This is a genomic window from Pseudomonas sp. SWRI51, assembly GCF_014268825.1.
Lineage (GTDB): Bacteria > Pseudomonadota > Gammaproteobacteria > Pseudomonadales > Pseudomonadaceae > Aquipseudomonas > Aquipseudomonas farsensis.
Genome location: NZ_JABWRG010000088.1, coordinates 1 through 21,755, shown reverse-complemented (window position 1 = coordinate 21,755; position 21,755 = coordinate 1). Strand labels below are relative to the sequence as shown.

Sequence of the window (21,755 nt, the reverse complement as noted above, 5' to 3'; positions counted from 1 at the left end):
CCATGTGAGAGTAGGTCATCGTCAAGATTCATTTCGCAAAACCCCTATCTGCGCATGCAGGTAGGGGTTTTGTCTTTGCGGCTGAAAAAATTCCGCCATTACGCCCCGCGCACCGAGCTACCTCAGCTACGTCTGGAAGGTGCGACAATTATTCCTGTTGGCGAACGTGACTTTCCCGTGGCTACCCTGCGTCAAGACTTAGGTTCGGGGCAACCCTTGCCCCTGGACAACGCGATGCCAGCGCACCGTGCTGCGCATTTATGGACCTTTCCCGTCCAATACAACTGAGGTAGATAGCAAGATGGCCAAGGCCGCCGATGTCGTTGTGCAATGCCTGGAAAACGAAGGTGTCGAGTATGTATTCGGCATTCCTGGTGAGGAAAACCTCGATCTGCTCGAGTCCCTGCGCAAGTCGAAGATCAAGCTGGTACTGACCCGCCACGAGCAGTCCGCAGGCTTCATGGCCGCAACCTATGGCCGCCTGACCGGCAAGACCGGTGTCAGCCTGTCGACCCTGGGCCCGGGTGCCACTAACCTGGTAACCGCCAGCGCCTACGCCTACCTCGGCGGCATGCCGATGATGATGATCACCGGCCAGAAGCCGATCAAGAAGTCCAAACAGGGCCGCTTCCAGATCATCGATGTGTGCGGCATGATGGACCCCATCACCAAGTACACCCACCAGTTCGCCTCGGCTGACAACATCCCGGCGCGCATGCGTGAAGCCTTCCGCCTGGCTGAAGAAGAAAAGCCCGGTGCTGTGCACCTTGAGCTGCCCGAAGACATCGCCGCCGAGCAAACCGACGCGCTGCCGATCCCGCGCAGCCTGCACCGCCGCCCGCTGGCCGAGCACGTGGCGATTGAAGCCGCTGTCGAGAAGCTCAAGACCGCCCGTAACCCGATTTTGGTCATTGGCGCCGGCGCCAACCGCAAGATGACCGCCAAGGTTCTCAAGCAACTGATCGACAAGACCGGCATTCCGTTCATCACCACCCAAATGGGTAAAGGCGTGGTCGACGAGCGCCACCCACGCTTCCTCGGCAACGCTGCGCTGTCGTCCGGTGACTTCGTGCACCGCGCCGTCGAAGCTGCCGACCTGATCGTCAACATCGGTCACGATGTCATCGAAAAGCCGCCGTTCTTCATGGTCCGTGGCGGTACCGAAGTGATTCACGTCAGCTTCCGTTCGGCAGAAGTCGACGCGGTGTACTTCCCTCAGGTGGAAGTGATCGGCGACATCGCCAACGCCGTGTGGCAGATCAGCGAAGCGCTGACCGACACCAGCCACTGGGACTTCACCCGCATCATGGCCATCCGTGAAGCCAACGAAGCCCAGATCGCCGAAGGTGCCGACGACAACCGCTTCCCGGTGTACCCACAGCGCATGGTCGCCGACATCCGTCGCGCCCTGCCATCGGAAGGCATCGTTGCCCTGGACAACGGCATCTACAAGATCTGGTTCGCCCGCAACTACAAGGCCCACAAGCCCAACACCGTGTTGCTCGACAACGCCCTGGCAACCATGGGTGCAGGCTTGCCTTCGGCCATGGCTGCGCACCTGGTATACCCGGACCGCCCGGTCATTTCGGTATGTGGTGACGGCGGCTTCATGATGAACAGCCAGGAACTGGAAACCGCAGTGCGTCTGGGCATGCACATCACCGTGGTCATTCTGCGCGATGACGGCTACGGCATGATCCGCTGGAAGCAGGCCAACATGGGCTTCACCGATTTCGGCCTGGACTACGGCAACCCGGACTTCGTCAAATATGCCGAAGCCTACGGTGCCAATGGCCACCGCGTCGAAAGCGCCGAAGGCTTCCTGCCGCTGCTGGAGCACTGCATCAAGACGCCGGGCGTGCACGTCATCGACTGCCCGGTCGACTACAGCGAGAACGACCGCATTCTCAACAGCGAGCTGCGTGAGCGCGCGCTGGCGGTCTAAGACGCTTTAGCAGTACACGCGGGGCAAGCTGCTCCCACTGCCGTGATTCGTTGAGTCCGGCAAGCGGGGCGCTTGCCCCGTTGTGCTTTGCGGAGACTAGTTGCAAGGTCTATGCGCCGCTACAAAAGCGCTTTCTCGACGAGCATCCGCACCTGCCGCAGATCCTTGTTACCGACAGCTTCGTGCATGACGTCTATGCCTATCGTTACAACGACCGTTATGCCGATGACTGCATCCTTCTCAGTTATACCTGGGAGGACGATGCGACCAAGCTGGCCGCGTTCACAGATGAGGAACTGGTCGACAAATGCGTGGAGGAGCTCGACCGAATCCTGCTGCGCTGTACCAATATTGCCCAGCCCATTTCGCCCTATATCGACCGTAGCAACATCCGCATACAACGCTGGATGACAGACCGTAATTCGCTTGGCTGTGCGAAATTGTACCGCGCAGGCACCTATTACGATGCGGTGAGCCTGATGAAGTACAACCGCGATCTGGCTGCCAGCTCGGGGCTTTACCTAGCTGGAGAGTCCTTCTCCGTAGACGCCGGATGGACGGAGCCATGTCTGCGCACAGCCGTCGATACGGTGATCAACCTGTGCGAACGCACTGCCGCGCAATTCAAAGGTGGGTTCAGCCTCGAACACTATCCCCACTATCAGGTGCGCTAGGCCGTTTCTGAGCCTTTGCGTAAGACGTTTCCTTCGAATGGCTTGGATTTTCCCTCCCGCCGCGATCAGACCTAGCTGACTGTTGCTCCATAAGCTTGCCCCTATCTACTGGCGGCCTTCCAAACAACCATAACAAGGAAGCCGCCATGCACGACCCCATCCCCGCCGTCAGCCCGGTGCGCATCGCCGTCATCCAGTACGACCCGCAAGTGGGTCTTGAGCAATGCCAGAACAACCTCTGCAAAAGCCTGGCCCTGGTTCGCCAAGCCGCAGGCGAGGGCGCCAACCTGATCGTGCTGCCCGAGCTTGCCAACACCGGCTACACCTTCGAATCTCGCGCTGAAGCCTATGCCCACGCCGAGACTCTGGATGGAGGCCGCAGCCTCAAAGCCTGGGAGGAGCTCGCCCGTGAGCTGCAGGTGTACCTGGTTGCAGGTTTTGCCGAGCGTGACGGCCTGAAACTCTACGACAGCGCCGTGCTATTAGGCCCCGACGGTTTGCTTGGCCACTACCGCAAGGCCCACCTGTGGAACCAGGAAAAACTATGGTTCACCCCCGGTGACCTGGGGTTTCCGGTATTCGAGACCCCCATTGGCCGTATCGGCCTGCTGATCTGCTGGGACATCTGGTTCCCTGAAGTGCCACGCCTGATGGCGACCCAAGGCGCAGATATCATCTGCAGTCTGAACAACTGGGTATGGACGCCACCTCCGCTGTTCGATGCAGGTGGTCGCTGCATGGCGTCGTACCTGACCATGACCGCCGCCCATACCAACAACCTCTACATTGCCGCAGCCAACCGCATAGGCCATGAGCGCGGCGGGCGTTTCCTCGGCTGCTCGCTGATTGCTGGCACCAATGGCTGGCCGATCGGCGAAGTGGCCAGCGCTGAGGAGCCGTGCATTCTTTACGCCGATGTAGACCTCAGCGCGGCGCGCTCTGCCCCCATTTGGAACACCCTCAACGACCTGCCTCGCGATCGGCGCACCGACCTGTATGACGCCACCCTTGGCTACCGGTTGCACGCGCCGATGCCGCGCTGAGGAGGGGGTATGCGACAGATATTCTTGTCACAGCGCCAGCGCGCGCCCTTGGTGATTCTTGTTTGCCTCACCCTGCTGCTGGCCGCTGCCTTGGCTTTGGGGCAGTGGCCAGACTACGCGCACCTGGCTGCAAGCCAGGACCTGCTGTTAAGCCGGATACGTTGGATCATCGGTGACATCAGCGAGGTGGCGTTTTATAAGCACGAGTTGCCTGCCTTGGGCCTGCTGCTGGGAGCAGCCCTGGCGCATTGGGCCCATGTGCGCGGCGCCCGTTGGCAGGGCTTTGCCATTTGCTACGGCACGGGCCTGTGGCCTTGGCTGTTTGCCAGCTCGATGATGGGCTTGCTGCTTAGTCATGCGCTGTGGGGCTGGACCCTCGCCAGCGGCCTTTGGCAACCGACCTTCGTCGCGTTCGTGTCGCTACCGGCGGCGATGGTGCTGATGTATGGCGGTGGCTGGCGGGTTGCGATTACCGGCGCGGTGCTGGGCGCCTTGCTGGTAACCCCAGCCAGCCTGCTGTTGGTTAACTACCTGTGCTACCCGCTGCGCTTGCCGGTAGTGGTGGGCAACGTCACCGGCATGGCGTTGGCCAGCGCGGTGGCGTTTCTGTTGTGCAGGTGCCTCCCGATGGGGGGGCGGTCGAGCCGACCGCCATCTGTCCCGGCAGTAGTGCATAACCCCAGCTACGGCCCGCTGTGGATTCTGCGCCGGGTACTTGCTGATTTCAGCGAGGCACCGTTCTTTGGTAACGAGCTGGCCAGCCTCGGGCTGCTGGCAGGCGCATTGCTAGCCTGGGTGCTGGCACCGGCGGCGCCAGCCTATGGTTCGCAGCTATTGCCGCACATAGTTGCCGGGCAGGCTCTCGCGTCGTTGCTGGGTGTGCTGATCTGGCGTCGGCAATGGATCGCCTGCGGCTGGTACCCAACCTACATTCCTATCGTTTCCATCGTGCCCGCTGCGGTTCTTACGCTGGGTGGCGATTGGCAGGTGGTCGTTGCCAGCGCAGTGCTCGGCGCGGTGATTGCGCCACCGTTGGCTGCAGCGATCAGCCAGCGTCTGCCAGACTACATGCACGGTTACATCGGCAACGTGCTGTCCATGGCCATCAGCACCTTGGGCATCTTGCCCGTGGTGGGGCTGCTGACAGGGGGTAACGCATGAACACCCAATCCACATTGCCACGCGTGGCAATTGGCAGCCTCGGCGGCACGGTCAGCATGCAGGCGGCGGCGCCTGGGCAAGGTGTCACGCCGCAGCTCGACTGCCAGGCGCTGCTCTCTGCGTTGCCGCAGCTTGGCGGGCTGGCCCGGTTCACCTCCGCCAGTTTGTGCCTGTTGCCGAGCCCCTCGCTGAGTTTCTGCTCACTGTTGGAGGTGCTCGCCTGGGCACAGCACCAAGTCGAGGAGGGGGCCCAGGCGGTGGTGCTGACACAAGGCACCGACACCCTTGAAGAAAGTGCTTACTTCCTCGATCTGCTCTGGCCGTTCGACGCACCGCTGGTGCTGACCGGCGCCATGCGCCCGGCCAGCCATCCCGGTGCCGATGGCCCGGCCAACCTGCTGGCAGCGGTGCAGGTTGCGCTGGCCGACACTAGCCGCGGGCGTGGGGCGCTGGTGGTGATGCATGAGCAGATTCACCGCGCCGCCGAGGTGCGCAAATGCGCGAGCCTTGCCTTGGCCGCGTTTGATTCACCTGGCGCGGGGCCGACGGGCCAGTTGGTCGAAGGCCTGCCGATCTACCGGCATGGGCCGCTGCGCCGACGTACCCTGCCTGTGCCGGCTCGCACCAGCCAGCGTGTGGCCTTGCTCGAGGCGTGCCTTGATGCCGATACTACGTTGCTCCAAGCGGTAGCGGACCAAGGCTATGACGGCCTGGTGGTCGCAGGTTTCGGCGCCGGCCATGTTTCGGCGCAATGGGCCGAATGCATGGCTGTGATCGCCAGGCAACTGCCGGTAATCGTCGCTACCCGCACTGGCAACGGCGCGACAGCGCGGGCAACCTACGGCTTTGTCGGCAGCGAAATCGACTTGCAGACCAGAGGCATGCAGATGGCCGGCGCGCTATGCCCGCGTAAATGCCGCATCCTGCTGTGGCTGCTGCTAGGGATGCCCGACACCACCCCGCTAAGTGAGTGGCTGGCCCGCTGAACCGTCGCCCGCAGCCGCGGGCGCGCTTTGCCAGGCGCTGTGCTAGGGTGCAGGCAAACTCGATCAGGACACCCGCCCATGCTTCCCCCGCTTAGCGAAAAAGAACTCAACCGCCTCGAAGACCTGCTGATCACCTACGGCAACGACTATTCGGTGCTCAACATCTCCGAACTCGATGGCTTTTTCACGGCTCTGGCCAGCTCCCCGGTCACCGTGACGCCCGAGCGTTGGCTCCCGGAAGTGGCTGGGGGCAAGGTGCCGAAGTTCAAGAAGCCCGCCCACGAAGAGGCCTACACCGCGCTGATGCTGCGCTACGCAAGCCAAGTGGCGCAGTCGTTGGCCGAAGACCTCGAAGGCTTCAAACCGGTGTTCGAACAAAGTGAGACCGAAGAGGGCACCACGATCATTCTCGAAGAGTGGTGCTTTGGCTATATGCGTGGCACCCAGGTCGCCGGGTGGCGCGAATTGCCGCCGGCGCAGGACGAACAACTCAAAGCCATTTCGCTCCACGGCCTTGAAGACAACTTCGAACTGCTCGACGCGATGACCTCTGATGAACTTCAAGCGTGCGTACCGCAGGTGACGCAAGCGGCCTGCAACCTTTACCGCTACCAGAAGCTGCAGCGCCACTGAAACCACTGGTATTGTTTCGCTGCAAGAAATTATTCATTGCTCCGGGCGCTGATTCTGCTGTCAGCCGAATCAGCGCAAGCTGTTGCTCAACCCCACCCCCGGAGCAACCGCCATGACCTCGCCCATCAAGCTCTACAATTTCCCCAAGTCCGGCCATGCCCATCGCATCGAGCTGATGCTCTCGCTGCTTAACCTGCCGACCGAACTGATCTTCGTTGACCTGGCCAAAGGCGAGCACAAGCAGCCGGAGTTTCTGGCCATCAATCCCTTCGGCCAAGTGCCGGTGATCGATGACAATGGCACCGTACTCGCCGACTCCAACGCCATTCTGGTTTATCTGGCCAAGGCCTATGGTGGCGAGCACTGGCTGCCGCAGGACCCGCTCGGCGCCGCCCGTGTGCAGCGCTGGCTGTCGGTGGCTGCCGGCCCGCTGGCCTTTGGCCCGGCGGCGGCTCGGTTGGTGACGGTGTTTGGCGCGGCGTTCAACACCGATGAAGTCATCGGTCGCGCCCATAGCCTGCTGAAGGTGATGGATGCCGAACTTGGCAAAAGCCTTTACCTGGCCGGCGATCACGCCACCATCGCCGACGTTGCCAATTATTCGTACATCGCCCATGCACCGGAAGGCAACGTGTCGCTGCAGCCTTATGCCAACGTGCGCGCATGGCTCGCACGTATCGAAGCGCTGCCAGGTTTCGTACCGATGCCGCGCACCGTGATCGGCCTGCAAACCAGCCTCTGAGCCCCCACCCACACGAGGAATGCCGCCATGCGTTCTCCCTGGCATGCAGGTGAAAAACAGTTGCAGCAACAGGTCGGCGTTGCCGAGCGCATGGAGGTGCTCGGGCAAAAGGTCATTCGCGACCACATGCCCGACCAGCACCGCAGCTTCTATCAGCAGTTGCCGTTTATCGTGGCGGGTGCGGTGGACCCAAGCGGGGTGCCCTGGGCCACACTGATCGAGGGTGCGCCAGGCTTCATCGGCTCGCCCGACCCGCAGCAACTGCTGATTGCCGCGAACCTGCCAGACGACGATCCCGCCACCCCCGGCCTCGCAGCGGGGCAGGGTATCGGCTTGCTCGGCATCGAACTGCACAGCCGCCGGCGCAACCGGCTCAATGGCCTGATTAGCGAGGCCTCGGCCGGCCAGTTGGCGGTACAGGTCGAGCAGTCGTTCGGTAATTGCCCGCAATACATTCAGTTGCGCGAGTACAGCCGTGTCGACGAGCCGGCCCAGGCGCGTATCGACGCCACCGCGCTGGATGCCCACACCACCGCGATGATCGAAACCGCTGATACCTTGTTTGTCGCAAGCTATGTGGTGCACGAGGATGGCCAGCGTTCGGTGGATGTGTCGCACCGCGGTGGCCGGCCTGGGTTTGTCCGGGTGGAAGGCAACCGCCTGACCATCCCTGACTATGCCGGCAATCTGTTCTTCAATACCCTCGGCAACCTGCAGGTGAACCCTGTCGCAGGGCTGCTGTTCGTCGACTTTGCCAGCGGCACACTGCTGCAGGTGTCCGGGCCAGCGCAGGTGCTGCTCGACAGCCCCCTGCTCAGCAGCTTCGAAGGCGCCGAGCGGCTGTGGACCGTCGATGTGCAGCAGGTAGTGCTGCGCCCGGCGGCGGTGTCGCTGCGCTGGGTGTTTCGCGAGTTTTCCCCCACCAGCCTTGCCACTGGCACCTGGGCAGAGGCGCAGCTGCGCTTGCAACAGCGTGAACGCCAGCGCCAGTGGCAACGCTGGCAGGTGTTGCGTATCGAACAGGAGAGCCGCGATATCCGCTCGTTCTACCTACAACCTGAAGACGGCCAGCCGGTCACATTCGCACCTGGCCAGCACATCCCGGTGCGTCTGCAACTGGCCGCTGAGAAGGCGCTTATTCGCACCTACAGCCTGTCCAGTGCGCCGTCCGATGGCCACCTGCGCATCAGCGTCAAAGCCCAGGGCCCGGCCTCGCAGCACCTTCATGCGCAGTTGAAGGTCGGCGACAGCCTGCAGGTGCGCGGGCCGACTGGCAACTTCACCCTCGATGCGCAGAGTACGCGGCCCATTGTGCTGATTGGCGCCGGCGTTGGCATCACGCCGCTGATCGCCATGCTGCGCGAGCAGTTGGCAACAGGGCAGGGGCGGCGCATTTATCTGTTCCATGGCGGCCGCTCGCTCGCCGACCTGCCTTTCCAGCAAGAGCTCGCTGCGCTTAAAGGCAAGGCCGGCGACGTGCTGTCGATCTACCGGGCACTGAGCCAACCTGAACCCGAGGCTGTGCAAGGCCGCGATTACGAATTTGCAAGCCGCCTGGGTATCGAGCAGGTAAAGGCCACACTGGCACTGGACGATTACGACTTTTACCTGTGCGGCCCGGCCAGTTTCACCCAGGACCTGTACGAGGGCCTGCGTGGTGTGCACGTGCCGGATATGCGCATCCACGCCGAAGCCTTCGGCCCCTCGACCTTGCGTCGGCATACCGAGAGTGGCCAACCGGCGCTGCAGCAGCCTCCGCCCGCCAGCGACCCAGTACCTGTGTATTTCGCAAACTCTGCCAAGGAAGCGCGCTGGACGCCCGGCAGTGGCACTTTGCTGGAGCTTGCCGAGCGCCGTGGCCTGGCACCAGAGTTCAGTTGCCGAGGCGGCTCGTGCGGCACCTGCAAGACCAAGTTGGTCAGCGGCCAGGTGCACTACCCGAACCCACCGGCCGAGCTGCCAGAGCAGGGCACGGTGCTGATCTGCTGCGCCGTGCCGGCCCAGGCCGAGGATGGAGTGCAGGCGCTGGTGCTGGATATCTGAGCCTCGATAAGCGCATTGTGGATGAGCGCATTGCGCAGGAGAGCATTGTGGAGCAGAGCAATTGTGGAGCAGAGCAATTGTGGAGCAGAGCAATTATGGAAGAGGGCAATTGTGGCGAGCGGGCTTGCCCCGCGTTGGGCTGCGCAGCAGCCCCCTCGATTCCGAATATGAAGCGTATCTGACACATCAGATGTGCGTGGCAAGCCCGCTCACCACGATATTTGTGCGCAGATAAGACCTGCCGCCCAGCACAAAACCTTCTACAAACCCCATAATCCATCGTCCCCCAGCCCAGGCGCCGCACATGGACCAGTTCCACCTGATGAAGGTCTTCGTCGCCGTCGGCGAGCTGGAAAGCTTTGCCGCTGCCGCCCGCCGCCTGGCCATATCCCCGGCTGCCGTCACCCGAGCCATCACCGCCCTCGAAGAGCAACTGGGCGTCAAACTGCTGCTGCGCACCACCCGCAGCGTCCGCCTGACTGAAGCTGGTGGCCGTTACCTGGAAGACACCCGCCACATCCTTGCCAGCATCACCGAGGCCAACGAAGCCGCCGCCGGCATCAACGCTGCGCCCAAAGGCGACCTTACGGTGACTGCGCCGATCCTGTTTGGCAAGAAGTTCGTCATGCCCTGCATTGTCGGCTACCTGCAGCAATACCCCGAAGTAGACGTCTCGGCGTTCTTCCTGGACCGTGTGGTCAATCTGGTGGAGGAGGGCATGGACGTCGCCGTGCGCATCGGCCAGCTCCCCGACTCAGGCCTGAAGGCGCTAAGGGTCGGTAAAATGCGCCGCTTGCTGTGCGCATCCCCGGAGTACTTGCAGCGCCACGGCACCCCACGCCACCCCAGCGAGCTCCAAGGCCACGCCGTGATCGCCGCAGGCAGCCTGTCACCGCGCACCGACTGGCGCTTCGGCGCCCTCGACGACCCCACACTGATCCGGGTCAAACCAAGGCTCACCGTCACCAGCAACGACGCCGCCATCGCCGCCGCCAGCGCAGGCCTGGGCATCGCCAGGCTGCTCTCCTATCAAGTGGCCGATGAACTGGCTGCGGGGCATTTGCAGGTGATTCTCGCCGAGTATGAAGAAGCGCCCTGGCCGATCCATATCCTGCACCGCGAGAGTAAATATGGCTCGACCAAGGTACGCACGTTCATCGACATGCTGGCTGAGCATTTGCGTGGGCATGAGCATTTGCGATGACGGTGGGTTGAAAGCATTTTCCCGGAGCGGTATGCTCAGGCCTGGACTCGCCCTTGACCATCTATATCGTGTTACGGCACGCTCTCATCGGCACTTGATGCCTTTGTCGGCAAGGGCGAGTTCTCTCACTTCCAAGTCAGCGCCAGCGCTACGTTGCTGGTTATCCGCTGCATCTGCGCAACGCAACTCCTTCCCCCAAGCATGAAAGCCTGCACCACGCCCGTAGGCGATTGCCCAGCGCTGCGCTATTGCACCGAGAACAGGGCAGCGTGGGAGCGGGCTTGCCCCGCGATGGGCCGCAAAGCGGCCCCGATGGGCTTAACTGACTGGCATTAACCCGAAGGCAGCCTCTTTGCAGATCGCAGAGCCGATCAATCCCGGCTCAACGCCCCACCGGTCTGATACTCGATCACCCGAGTCTCAAAGAAGTTGTTCTCTTTCTTCAAGACTGCTGGACGATATACCTGAGATGGATAAGGTATTGCAGCAGTATAGGCACCAAGGTGACGCGGGTACTGCAGCCTTCATTGGATTTGTGATTCAAAGCAATACTGAAGCGATGCAGACCATCGCTTCAACCCTCGGCAATGACTCCCCCTGTTGGTGGTTATTGCTCAAGCCCTATTGAATCGGGGTGGTTCGAAGACGGCGACCACTGCCTCACATACGTCGACCGGGCAGTCAGAATAAACAACCTCAGTCGGTGCAAAAGCTGACTCAGAGGCTGGGATGCCGTGTAATCATCCCGTAAAAGTTAGCTCCGAATTGAAAACGGCGTCTAATGCTGCTAACTCAGCGGCGGACAATATTGATTTGTTCACCCCTAAGGATAAGCACAGCCTGGGCGGAGGATCAAAGTCGAAAGCGCGTTTCAGCACAAACGATGTACAGGAAATTAGAGATGTAATCAGCAATGGATTGCGTTCTAGCTCCGCCGCTTTTTATAATAATCCCGACCACCCTGGTACATTCAGAGTTGTCATTGATGCCGGCCGACCGATCGGTGTAAAAGGCCAGACTAAAATCAGGGTAATTGTGGGAGGAGATGGCAAAGTGATTAATGCATTCCCGGTACACGAAAAATGACAGTGCTTTCAATTGATTTTGAGTTGGTTACCTTGCCGAAGGATATGTCAGGCTACAATGCTGCCGCATTCGTTGAGGGACCCCTTAGCTTTAAAATTGGAGAGCAGACATTTCTGAATATTGAGTATTGCTTGCTGCTTGAACTGGCGACTGTAATGTGGCGATGGTTGACCGCAGAAGCCGGCTCCGATTTTTACTACGCCTCAATGGATGAAGAGGAAGAACCCCTTCTGGCGCTGCGCTACTGCGAATCAAAATTGACTTATGTGGCCGAATCGTGCTGGGCGACAAACCAATGTGACCTAGATATCTCTCAAGAAGACATCACTGCATGCTTTGAGGCTTACATCAAAAACCTAGAACTTGTTCTTTACAATAAATGCGGATACATCTGGAATCACGAGTAATTCACGCCTGGTAGCGGAAAAATATTTGAGAGCCTGAGCGCATTGAAACAAAAAAGACTGAACACCATGCACGAGTTTGGCCACGATATTTATGCGCTAAAAACCTGGACCCCAGGACCATTGCTCGAGGGATTGAGAAGAAAGTCGTTCAAGGGCAGGCTAACTCGATAGTCGTTGTTGTTCCTGGGCGTTTCAGCAAGATGAATATGTTCAAGTCTACCGCTGCTGCTTTTGGAAAAAACTGGGGGCAAGCCAATTCATTTAAATCAAGTGATTTTCTCGCAGGGAGAGACAGTCATTCAACTGGATAAACAGGCTATCAACAGCCTGCCAGGAAGGTGGCAAATGGCAAAACTTCCATGTAGATGCTCCCATATTATCAACCTGATTAGCTCCCCACTTCGGAAGAGTTCACGCTCATTCCAAAAAAATTACTGTATGACCTGGCGGAGCGGGCAGAGAAGTGCAAGCATCTCTTTTGATGCATAGCGATGCAGCCAGTAGAGAGGTCATTACTTGCCCTGCATGCGACCGGATTTGGATAAAAGTTTTGGATTTAGTGGGCTTATCTTGAGGAAAAGGAATAAGCACCTCGGCTTAACCGGGGGTGTTTCTGTAATTTCTTTTTCTTTTTTGATGTGGTTTGTAAAGTAAATACCCCATATCGCCACTGCGATTGCAGCGATTATTGTCATGATTTGCGAGCGATTTGAACTCTGACGTGCATTGCTTCTATTGTGCTCAGCGATCCGGCCGGCATATTACAATTCTTTTTGTGGCGCGTTAAATTATCTCGCCTTTTCTCCGAATCCATTGGCTCCTCCTGAAGATAGGTCAGAAGGTGTAAACCTTATTCAGGACGGGACACACCCACAAAAAAGGCCACCCGAAGGCAGCCTCTTTGCAGATCGCAGAGCCAATCAATCCCAGCTCAACGCTCCACCGGTCTGATACTCGATCACTCGCGTCTCAAAGAAGTTCTTCTCTTTCTTCAAGTCCATGATTTCGCTCATCCATGGGAACGGGTTGGTGGTCCCTGGGTACTCTTCCTTCAACCCGATCTGGGTCAAACGGCGGTTGGCGATGAACTTGAGGTAGTCTTCCATCATCGCCGCGTTCATGCCCAGTACGCCGCGTGGCATGGTGTCGCGGGCGTATTCGATCTCAAGCTGGGTACCCTGCAGAATCATCTGGGTAGCCTCTTCCTTCATCGCGGCATCCCACAGGTGCGGGTTTTCGATCTTGATCTGGTTGATCACATCGATGCCGAAGTTCAGGTGCATCGACTCATCGCGCAGGATGTACTGGAACTGCTCAGCAACGCCGGTCATCTTGTTGCGGCGGCCCATCGACAGGATCTGGGTGAAGCCGCAGTAGAAGAAGATACCTTCCAGTACGCAGTAGTACGCGATCAGGTTGCGCAGCAGCTCTTTGTCGGTCTCGACGGTGCCGGTGTTGAACTCCGGGTCCGAGATGGCGCGGGTGTACTTCAGGCCCCAGGCGGCCTTTTTGGCGACCGACGGGATCTCGTGGTACATGTTGAAGATCTCGCCTTCATCCATGCCCAGCGACTCGATGCAGTACTGGTAGGCGTGGGTGTGGATCGCCTCTTCGAAGGCCTGGCGCAGGATGTACTGGCGGCACTCGGGGTTGGTGATCAGGCGGTACACGGCCAGCGCCAGGTTGTTGGCAACCAGGGAGTCGGCGGTGGAGAAGAAGCCGAGGTTGCGCATCACGATGCGGCGCTCGTCTTCGGTCAGGCCGTCCATGCTCTTCCACAGGGCGATGTCGGCGGTCATGTTGACCTCCTGCGGCATCCAGTGGTTGGCGCAGCCGTCGAGATACTTCTGCCAGGCCCAGTCGTACTTGAATGGCACCAGCTGGTTAAGGTCGGCGCGGCAGTTGATCATGCGCTTTTCATCGACCGCAACGCGGGCCGAGGAGCCTTCCAGCTCAGCCAGGCCTTCGGCGATGTCGAGGGCATCCAGGGCGGCCTTGGCGCGCTTGACCGCGTCCGAATCGGAGGCGGTGGCAGCACGCGCTTCAAGGGCGGCGGCACCGCCGGCGCTGTCGAGTTTGTCCAGGGTGGCAGCGGCTGCGGCTTGCGCCGGGGTGTTGGCCTTGGCAGCTACTTCGCCGTCTTCTTTGTCGAATTCGTCCCAGCTCAGCATGGTAATCAGCTCCTGCTTGAGGGTCGCCCCTGGGGCAACCGGTTGGATTTTAAGAATGTGATGCCTGACGCAAGGCCGTAACGGCGAATGGACAGCTAGAGAGGCTGACTCTCGTTTACATCTGAATGTGTTCTGGCTTGTGCCTGGCCGGGCCTCGAGGAGGGGCCAGGGCACTTGAATGGTATGCGGCCACGAAGTGCGGTGTAGCCGGGCGTTTTCACGCAGGCTTTTGTCACGCAACTGATCATTGGCTGACCCTTTTTCAGAGGGGGCGGAGTATACCGGAATTCGCGTTGGATCGGGGCGTGAGTCTTACCGGCGAGGGTAAATTTTCGACCCGGTTTGCGTGCATCCGTTCACGAATTTCAGGGTGGTTTCTGTGGAGTGGGAGTTTAGCGGCAAAACGGGGGGAGTACTACATGTTGTGTGTGATTATTTTGTAATGCACATGATGTAGTGATTTCACAGGTGCTGAAACGGCGGGCCAGCGGCTATGGACACCGCACAAGGCACAAGGGCGATGGCGGCGCCTGCAGCCGCTGGCTTGCCGATCAGTTGGGCGTTAACTGCAGCGCTTGCGCAGCGTTTCGACTACGTGGTTCTTGGGATGTTTGCGCGCTTCTTCGACCGAGGTAAAGCGGCCGGTTTCGGCGTTGCGGCCAATCTTGCGAGTAACGGCTTTTTTGCGTGCCATGGGGTACACCCTTGTTGAGAGGTTGTGCCTTTTTACCGAGCCGTGCGAATGGCTGGCAAAAGGGCAAGGTTTCTCGGGGGGCGCATGCAAAAATGCCGCAAGCGGCGCCCGGGGGCACGGCTTGCGGCATATGGGGTGCTACGAATGCCTTATTGGCAGGCTTCGCAATCCGGCTCGTCGATGGCACATGCCTTCGGTACCGGGGCAGGGCCTGCGGCCTGCAGCGGGGCACTGTCGCCGCCGCTGGATACCGCGTTCAGCTTGCCGGTGTTGATGGTCGACTTCTCGGTGCTGGTCGCCGCCAGGGCACGGAGGTAATAGGTGGTTTTCAGGCCACGGTACCAAGCCATGCGGTAGGTCACGTCCAGCTTCTTGCCCGACGCGCCAGCGATGTACAGGTTCAGCGACTGTGCCTGGTCGATCCACTTCTGGCGACGCGAGGCGGCGTCGACGATCCACTTGGTCTCGACTTCGAACGCGGTGGCGTAGAGGTCTTTGAGCTCTTGTGGAATGCGCTCGATCTGCTGCACCGAACCGTCGTAGTACTTCAGGTCGTTGATCATGACCGAGTCCCACAGACCGCGGGCCTTGAGGTCGCGAACCAGGTACGGGTTGATCACGGTGAACTCGCCCGACAGGTTCGATTTCACGTACAGGTTCTGGTAGGTCGGCTCGATGGACTGCGATACGCCGGTAATGTTGGCGATGGTCGCGGTCGGCGCGATGGCCATGATGTTCGAGTTACGAATACCTTTTTGTACACGCTCGCGCACCGGTGCCCAGTCCAGGCTCTCGGTCAGGTCGACGTCGATGTACTTCTGGCCACGGGCTTCGATCAGGATCTGTTGCGAATCCAGCGGCAGGATGCCCTTGGACCACAGCGAACCCTGGAACGTCTCGTAGGCGCCACGCTCATCGGCCAGGTCGCACGAAGCCTGGATGGCGAAGTAGCTCACCGCCTCCATGGACTTGTCGGCGAACTCGACGGCAGCGTCGGAACCGTAGGCGATGTGCTGCAGGTACAGTGCGTCCTGGAAGCCCATGATGCCCAGGCCCACAGGGCGGTGCTTCATGTTCGAGTTGCGCGCTTGCGGCACCGAGTAGTAGTTGATGTCGATCACGTTGTCGAGCATGCGCACGGCAGTGTTGACAGTGCGTTGCAGCTTGGCGGTGTCCAGCTTGCCGTCGACGATGTGGTTCGGCAGGTTGATCGAGCCCAGGTTGCAGACCGCGATCTCATCCTTGTTGGTGTTCAAGGTGATTTCGGTGCACAGGTTCGAGCTGTGTACCACGCCCACGTGCTGCTGCGGGCTACGCAGGTTGCACGGGTCCTTGAAGGTCAGCCAAGGGTGGCCGGTTTCGAACAGCATCGACAGCATCTTGCGCCACAGGTCTTTGGCCTGGATGGTCTTGAATACCTTGATCTTGTTGTACTCGGTCAGGGCTTCGTAGTACTCGTAGCGCTCTTCGAAGGCCTTGCCGGTCAGGTCGTGCAGATCAGGGACTTCGTTCGGCGAGAACAGGGTCCACTTGCCGTCATCGAAGACGCGCTTCATGAACAGGTCAGGGATCCAGTTGGCGGTGTTCATGTCGTGGGTACGACGACGGTCATCACCGGTGTTCTTGCGCAGCTCGATGAACTCTTCGATGTCCAGGTGCCAGGTTTCCAGGTAGGCGCAGACCGCGCCTTTGCGCTTGCCACCCTGGTTGACGGCAACGGCGGTGTCGTTGACCACTTTGAGGAACGGCACGACACCTTGGGATTTACCGTTGGTGCCCTTGATGTACGAGCCCAGCGCACGCACCGGCGTCCAGTCGTTGCCCAGGCCACCGGCGAATTTCGACAGCATGGCGTTGTCGTGGATCGCGTGGTAGATGCCCGACAGGTCGTCCGGTACGGTGGTCAGGTAGCAGCTCGACAGCTGCGGGCGCAGGGTGCCGGCGTTGAACAGGGTCGGGGTCGAGGCCATGTAGTCGAAGGACGACAACAGGTTGTAGAACTCGATCGCACGGGCTTCCTTGTCTTTCTCTTCCAGCGCCAGGCCCATGGCCACACGCATGAAGAACACCTGTGGCAGCTCGAAGCGCACGCCATCCTTGTGGATGAAGTAGCGGTCGTACAGGGTCTGCAGGCCCAGGTAGGTGAACTGCTGGTCACGCTCGTGGTTGATTGCCTTGCCCAGACGCTCCAGGTCGTAGCCCTTGAGTGCCGGGTCGAGCAGCTCGAACTGCACGCCTTTTTCGACGTAGGCCGGCAGCGCTTTTGCGTACAGGTCGGCCATTTCGTGGTGGGTTGCGCTGTCGGCAACACCCAGGAAGCCCAGGCCTTCGGCACGCAGGGTGTCCATCAGCAGGCGGGCGGTGACGAACGAATAGTTCGGCTCACGCTCGACCAGGGTACGGGCGGTCATTACCAAGGCGGTGTTGACGTCTTTGAGGGCAACGCCGTCGTACAGGTTCTTCAGGGTTTCGCGCTGGATCAGCTCGCCATCGACTTCGGCCAGGCCTTCGCAGGCTTCGGTGATGATGGTGTTCATGCGCGCCATGTCCAGCGGCGCCATGCTGCCGTCGGCCAGGGTGATGCGGATGCTTGGGTGCGGCTCGACAACCGAATCGGCGTTGCTGCGGGTAGCACGCTCTTTGGCGCGCTGGTCGCGGTAGATGACGTAGTCACGGGCGACTTTCTGCTCGCCGGCACGCATCAGGGCCAGTTCGACCTGGTCCTGGATTTCTTCGATGTGGATGGTGCCGCCCGATGGCATGCGACGCTTGAACGTGGCAGTGACCTGCTCGGTCAGGCGCGCGACGGTGTCGTGGATGCGTGACGAAGCAGCGGCAGTGCCGCCTTCAACTGCGAGGAACGCCTTGGTGATGGCAACGGTGATCTTGTCGTCGGTGTAAGGGACGACAGTGCCGTTGCGCTTGATCACACGCAGTTGGCCCGGAGCGGTGGCAGCCAGATCCTGGTTGGATTCGGCCTGCGGCGCCAAAGCCTGCGGGTTCTCGCGAGTTGTGTCGGTTTGCATCGGTGGGTGTCTCCACAATTTCAATAGTTTCAGGCGCCTTTTGGGCACCTACCGTTCCATCCGTCAGACGTGTGGCCGGGGCGGGGACGCGCAAAATGCATGCATCCGCCGCTCGGGCTTGCCGACTTCGGGACAGACTCAGGAATAAATGGCAGTACAACTGCCGCTCCCTGGCCGAAGTCAAAGGTCCCGGGCCAGGCCCGGAAACTGTTGCTCATGAGTGCGAGGCAATGCCTGCAACACTCATACCCGAACAAGGCCCTGGCGGGCTTGCCTCGGTCGCCTCCGCAGGAGCGGTTTGGCTGGTGAAATCACGCTAAGTTCAGTGGGAAAATTCGCTTGAATTTACCTGTCGACTTGTGTTTGTGATTTTGCTCGAAACCCAATATGTAGTGGTTCGCAGCGATCGGGATACAAGATAATGCGGTCCGGGGGGCTTTGCAAGGTGGGCGGCCTGTGGATAACTTGTGGGTACTTTGTGGGTGATCCGTGGGTATTCGCTGTAGGCCTTGTGCCCACTGGTTTACAAGATTTTTCCGAGCTGTTTGGCCGCAGAGCAGTTTTTCGCGGGCGCGCACCCTATCACAAAATCAACTTCCGGCAAGGGCATGCATGTGCAGTTGGCATGGGCAGGGGTGCAACGTAGTATCCGGCGCAGAAGGTGTTTTTTTGATGACAGGCCCAAGGGCCGGGCAGTAGACGACCGAAGCGCTGAAAAGACCTATAAAAGGCAAATTGCCATGCCCCAGCCAGACAACCGCATTCTCATCGTCGAGGACGACCAGCGCCTTGCCGAGCTGACCGCCGAGTACCTGCAAGCCAACGGTTTCGAGGTGGCGGTGGAGGGTGATGGCTCGCGCGCGGTGCGGCGCATCATCGACAGCCAGCCGGACCTGGTGATCCTCGACCTGATGTTGCCCGGCGAAGATGGCCTGAGCATCTGCCGGCGGGTGCGCGGCCAGTACGCCGGGCCCATCCTCATGCTGACCGCGCGCAGCGACGAACTCGATCAGGTGCAGGGCCTGGACCAAGGCGCCGACGACTATGTGTGCAAGCCGGTACGCCCACGCCTTTTGCTGGCGCGGGTGCAGGCGCTGCTGCGCCGTACCGAGGCCCCCGAGCGGCGCCAGGCGTTGACCTTCGGCCCACTGCATATCGACAACCGCCTGCGCGAGGCGCACTTGGGCGGGGCGCTGGTCGAGCTGACGGGGGCGGAGTTCGACTTGCTCTGGTTGTTGGCCAGCAACGCCGGGCGCGTGCTGTCCCGCGAGCAGATCTTCACCGCCCTGCGTGGCGTCGGTTATGACGGCCAGGACCGCTCCATTGATGTGCGCGTGTCCAAGATCCGTCCCAAGATCGGCGATGATCCGGTCAACCCCCGGCTAATCAAGACCCTGCGCAGCAAGGGCTACCTGTTCGTTGGCGAGGCGGCCCAGGCGCTGGCGCCATGAAGTCGATTTTCCTGCGCATCTATGGCGGCATGCTCGCCGTGCTGGTGCTGGTGGCCGTGCTTGGCGCACTGAGCCTGCATCTGCTCAATGAGGTGCGCGCCGCCCAGCACCGCGAGGGCCTGGCCCAGGGCACGTTCAGCCTGATGGCCGACAACCTGGCGCAACAGAACGAGGTAGAACGCAAGCGCTCGTTATTGATGTGGGAGCGGCTGCTCGGCGTGCCGCTGGATGTGCAGCCGTTGTCTGCATTTACCCTGGACGGCGGCCAGCGCGCGCGGCTGTACCGCGACCTGGTGGTGGTGGAGAAGACCGGCCCGCATGCCGCCCGCGTGCTGCGCCGCATCGGCCATGAAGACCAGTTGCTGCTGGCCGAGGTCAAGCAGGTCAGCGAGCAACTGGCGCGCGCCACCCTGTACCTGCTTGCCGACGAGCTGGTGCGCTACCCGGTCAGCGAGCAGCAGAGCCGCCTGGCGCAGATCAAGCAGAGCAAAGGCTTCGGTTTCAATATCGCCCTGCAACGCATCGAACGTGCCGCGCTGGATGATGACCAGCGGCGCCGGGTGGAGGAGGGTGACACGGTGATGGCGCTGGGCAAGGACGGCGATTCGATCCAGGTGTTCTCGGGGCTGGCCGGTTCGCCCTGGGTGCTGGAAATCGGCCCGTTGTACCAGCTCAACCCCTACCCGCCGCAGTTGTTGATACTGATTGCCTGCCTGGGCCTGTGCCTGATCGGGCTGGTGGTGTACTTGCTGGTGCGCCAGCTTGAGCGCCGTGTGTCGGGGCTTGAGGTGGCGGCCACGCGCATTGCCCAGGGCAGCCTCGACACCCGCGTGCCGGCTGGCGATGCTGACTCGGTGGGGCGCCTGGCCGAGGCGTTCAACGGCATGGCCGAGCACCTGCAGCGTTCGCTCAGCATGCAGCGCGAGCTGGTGCGGGCGGTGTCCCACGAGCTGCGCACGCCGCTGGCGCGCCTGCGCTTTGGCCTGGAGATGCTCGAAAGCGCCAGCACTGAACAGGCGCGGGCCAAGCATCTGCTAGGCATGGACGGCGATATCCAGGACCTCGACAAGCTGGTCGATGAGATGCTCACCTATGCCCGCCTGGAGCAAGGCGCGCCGGCGCTGCAGTTTCAGGCCGTGGACCTGGATGCCTTGCTCGACCGGGTGATTGCCGAGCTGTCGCCGCTGCGCGCCGAGGTCAAGGTGCTACGTGGGCAGTGCCAAAGGCCGCAGGATGGCGCTGCCTGGGTCGAGGCGGAGCCACGCTATTTGCACCGCGCCCTGCAGAACCTGGTGCGCAACGCCATGCGCCATGCCGAAGGCGAAGTGCGCCTGAGCTATCAGCTGGGGCAGCAGCGCTGCCGTATCGATGTCGAAGACGATGGCCCCGGTATCCCCGAGGGCGTCTGGGACCGCATCTTCACCCCGTTCACGCGCCTGGACGACAGCCGCACCCGGGCGTCTGGCGGGCACGGGCTGGGCTTGTCGATCGTGCGGCGGATCATCTACTGGCATGGCGGCCGCGCACTGGTCGGGCGCAGCGAGGCGCTGGGCGGGGCCTGCTTCAGCCTGAGCTGGCCACGCCAGCAAGCGGGCGATTAAACGCTGACCAGGCTGAGCAGGTGGCCGCCTTGCAGGCAGAACTGGCCGTCGAGCTCGACGCCGTGGTGCCATTGTGCGGACAGGTCGGTCAGCAGGCGCAGGCGGGCATGGCCGTCGGCGGACCAGTGCAGCAGTTCTGCGTGCTCGAAGTAAAAGCGCTGGCCGGTGATCGGGTAAAGGGCCTTGAACAGGCTTTCCTTGAGTGAAAACGTCAGGGTGACCGCCAGCGCTTGCTGGCTGCGGTCCAGGCGTTCCAGCTCGGCGGGGGTGAGGATTTCACCGGCCAGGCGTTCGGCGCGTTCTTCGCTCAGTAGCGACTCCTGGTCCAGGCCCAAGCCTGAGCCCACGCTCGCGACCACCGCCGCCGCCCAGCCTTGGCCGTGGGTGATGGAGCCATGAATGCCGCTGGGCCAGATCGGCGAGCGGTCCTCGTGGGTGGCGGGTATATAGTCGCGCCCATCAAGCAGGCGCAGGGCTTCACGGGCGCACATGCGGCCGGCCAGGTACTCGGCCTGGCGCTTGGCTACCGAGCGTTGCAGGCTGGCGCTGGGCACAATGCCGGCGCGCTGGAAATCGTCAGGTGCGAGGTTGGCCGGGTCAAAGGCACAGCTCACCAGCACCGCGCCCGGTACCGGGCGGGGCAGGGGCCAATGGTGTTGCAGGGGGGCGCAGCAGGCAGGGAGTCTGTTCATGGCGAGTATTGTGCCATGGTGTCTCCAACATTGGCGCAGGCTTGCTCCGGCCTCCTCGCAGGCTGTCGCCAGTTCCCACAGAGCTCGCCCACCCCATATCGATGTCGTATACGCGGTCAGTGTAGGAGCGGCCTTGTGCCGCTAAAGGGCTGCGAAGCAGCCCCAGGATCTGTGCACCCACCAGAATCGCTGGGGC

The 21,755-nt window shown here is 61.1% G+C and carries 17 protein-coding genes and 1 pseudogene; 14 read left to right on the top strand and 4 right to left on the bottom strand.

Translation table 11 applies throughout. The features are described 5' to 3' along the window. From HU720_RS24415 to HU720_RS19725, 12 genes and pseudogenes are all read left to right on the top strand, one after another. Nucleotides 1-288 (top strand): hypothetical protein (locus tag HU720_RS24415; RefSeq protein ID WP_238337731.1); only part of this gene is annotated, 288 nt, incomplete at its 5' end. A gap of 13 nt (nt 289-301) precedes the next feature. Beyond that, nucleotides 302-1,945, top strand: coding sequence for an acetolactate synthase large subunit (locus tag HU720_RS19780; protein WP_186522024.1), 1,644 nt, complete (start codon nt 302-304; stop codon nt 1,943-1,945). A gap of 92 nt (nt 1,946-2,037) precedes the next feature. Further along, nucleotides 2,038-2,619: pseudogene (locus tag HU720_RS19775) on the top strand (FAD-dependent oxidoreductase); the annotation flags it as partial. Nucleotides 2,620-2,765: 146 nt separating this feature from the next. After that, nucleotides 2,766-3,662, top strand: a complete 897-nt coding sequence (locus HU720_RS19770) for a nitrilase family protein (RefSeq protein WP_186522022.1) — start codon at nt 2,766-2,768, stop codon at nt 3,660-3,662. 9 nt (nt 3,663-3,671) lie between these two features. Then, nucleotides 3,672-4,823: a hypothetical protein gene (locus tag HU720_RS19765; protein ID WP_186522020.1), complete on the top strand. Its 1,152-nt coding sequence runs from the start codon at nt 3,672-3,674 to the stop codon at nt 4,821-4,823. After that, the gene (locus HU720_RS19760; RefSeq protein ID WP_186522018.1) at nt 4,820-5,809 is read left to right on the top strand and encodes an asparaginase; all 990 of its coding nucleotides are present in this window, start codon (nt 4,820-4,822) and stop codon (nt 5,807-5,809) included. The genes HU720_RS19765 and HU720_RS19760 overlap by 4 nt, the downstream gene beginning before the upstream one ends. A gap of 78 nt (nt 5,810-5,887) precedes the next feature. Next, nucleotides 5,888-6,442, top strand: a complete 555-nt coding sequence (locus HU720_RS19755) for a UPF0149 family protein (RefSeq protein ID WP_186522016.1) — start codon at nt 5,888-5,890, stop codon at nt 6,440-6,442. Nucleotides 6,443-6,554: 112 nt separating this feature from the next. Then, complete coding sequence (locus HU720_RS19750) at nt 6,555-7,184, top strand: glutathione S-transferase (RefSeq protein ID WP_186522014.1); 630 nt, start codon at nt 6,555-6,557, stop codon at nt 7,182-7,184. 27 nt (nt 7,185-7,211) lie between these two features. Beyond that, entirely contained in the window at nt 7,212-9,227 is a 2,016-nt protein-coding gene (locus HU720_RS19745) for a pyridoxamine 5'-phosphate oxidase family protein (RefSeq protein ID WP_186522012.1), read from the top strand. Between the two features lie 304 nt (nt 9,228-9,531). After that, entirely contained in the window at nt 9,532-10,431 is a 900-nt protein-coding gene (locus HU720_RS19740) for a LysR substrate-binding domain-containing protein (RefSeq protein WP_186522010.1), read from the top strand. Between the two features lie 729 nt (nt 10,432-11,160). After that, complete coding sequence (locus HU720_RS19730) at nt 11,161-11,517, top strand: hypothetical protein (protein WP_186522008.1); 357 nt, start codon at nt 11,161-11,163, stop codon at nt 11,515-11,517. Beyond that, nucleotides 11,514-11,924, top strand: a complete 411-nt coding sequence (locus tag HU720_RS19725) for a hypothetical protein (RefSeq protein ID WP_186522006.1) — start codon at nt 11,514-11,516, stop codon at nt 11,922-11,924. The genes HU720_RS19730 and HU720_RS19725 overlap by 4 nt, the downstream gene beginning before the upstream one ends. A gap of 920 nt (nt 11,925-12,844) precedes the next feature. Here HU720_RS19725 and HU720_RS19720 read toward each other — a convergent pair. The 3 genes from HU720_RS19720 to HU720_RS19715 form a co-directional block, all read right to left on the bottom strand. Further along, a complete protein-coding gene (locus HU720_RS19720) occupies nt 12,845-14,095 on the bottom strand; it encodes a ribonucleotide-diphosphate reductase subunit beta (RefSeq protein WP_186522000.1) in 1,251 nt (416 codons plus the stop codon). A gap of 562 nt (nt 14,096-14,657) precedes the next feature. Beyond that, on the bottom strand, nt 14,658-14,789 hold the full coding sequence (locus tag HU720_RS24530) for a hypothetical protein (protein ID WP_264081753.1): 132 nt from the start codon (nt 14,787-14,789) through the stop codon (nt 14,658-14,660). Between the two features lie 149 nt (nt 14,790-14,938). Beyond that, nucleotides 14,939-17,815, bottom strand: a complete 2,877-nt coding sequence (locus tag HU720_RS19715) for a ribonucleoside-diphosphate reductase subunit alpha (RefSeq protein WP_186521998.1) — start codon at nt 17,813-17,815, stop codon at nt 14,939-14,941. 740 nt (nt 17,816-18,555) lie between these two features. On the opposite strand from HU720_RS19715, the gene HU720_RS19710 reads away from it, so the two are divergent. Both HU720_RS19710 and HU720_RS19705 read left to right on the top strand, forming a co-directional pair. Further along, the gene (locus tag HU720_RS19710; protein ID WP_186521996.1) at nt 18,556-19,266 is read left to right on the top strand and encodes a response regulator transcription factor; all 711 of its coding nucleotides are present in this window, start codon (nt 18,556-18,558) and stop codon (nt 19,264-19,266) included. Next, the gene (locus HU720_RS19705) at nt 19,263-20,867 is read left to right on the top strand and encodes an ATP-binding protein (protein WP_186521994.1); all 1,605 of its coding nucleotides are present in this window, start codon (nt 19,263-19,265) and stop codon (nt 20,865-20,867) included. The genes HU720_RS19710 and HU720_RS19705 overlap by 4 nt, the downstream gene beginning before the upstream one ends. On the opposite strand, the gene HU720_RS19700 is transcribed toward HU720_RS19705, so the two are convergent. After that, on the bottom strand, nt 20,864-21,559 hold the full coding sequence (locus tag HU720_RS19700; RefSeq protein ID WP_186521992.1) for a 4'-phosphopantetheinyl transferase superfamily protein: 696 nt from the start codon (nt 21,557-21,559) through the stop codon (nt 20,864-20,866). The genes HU720_RS19705 and HU720_RS19700 overlap by 4 nt on opposite strands. Nucleotides 21,560-21,755: the final 196 nt, after the last annotated feature.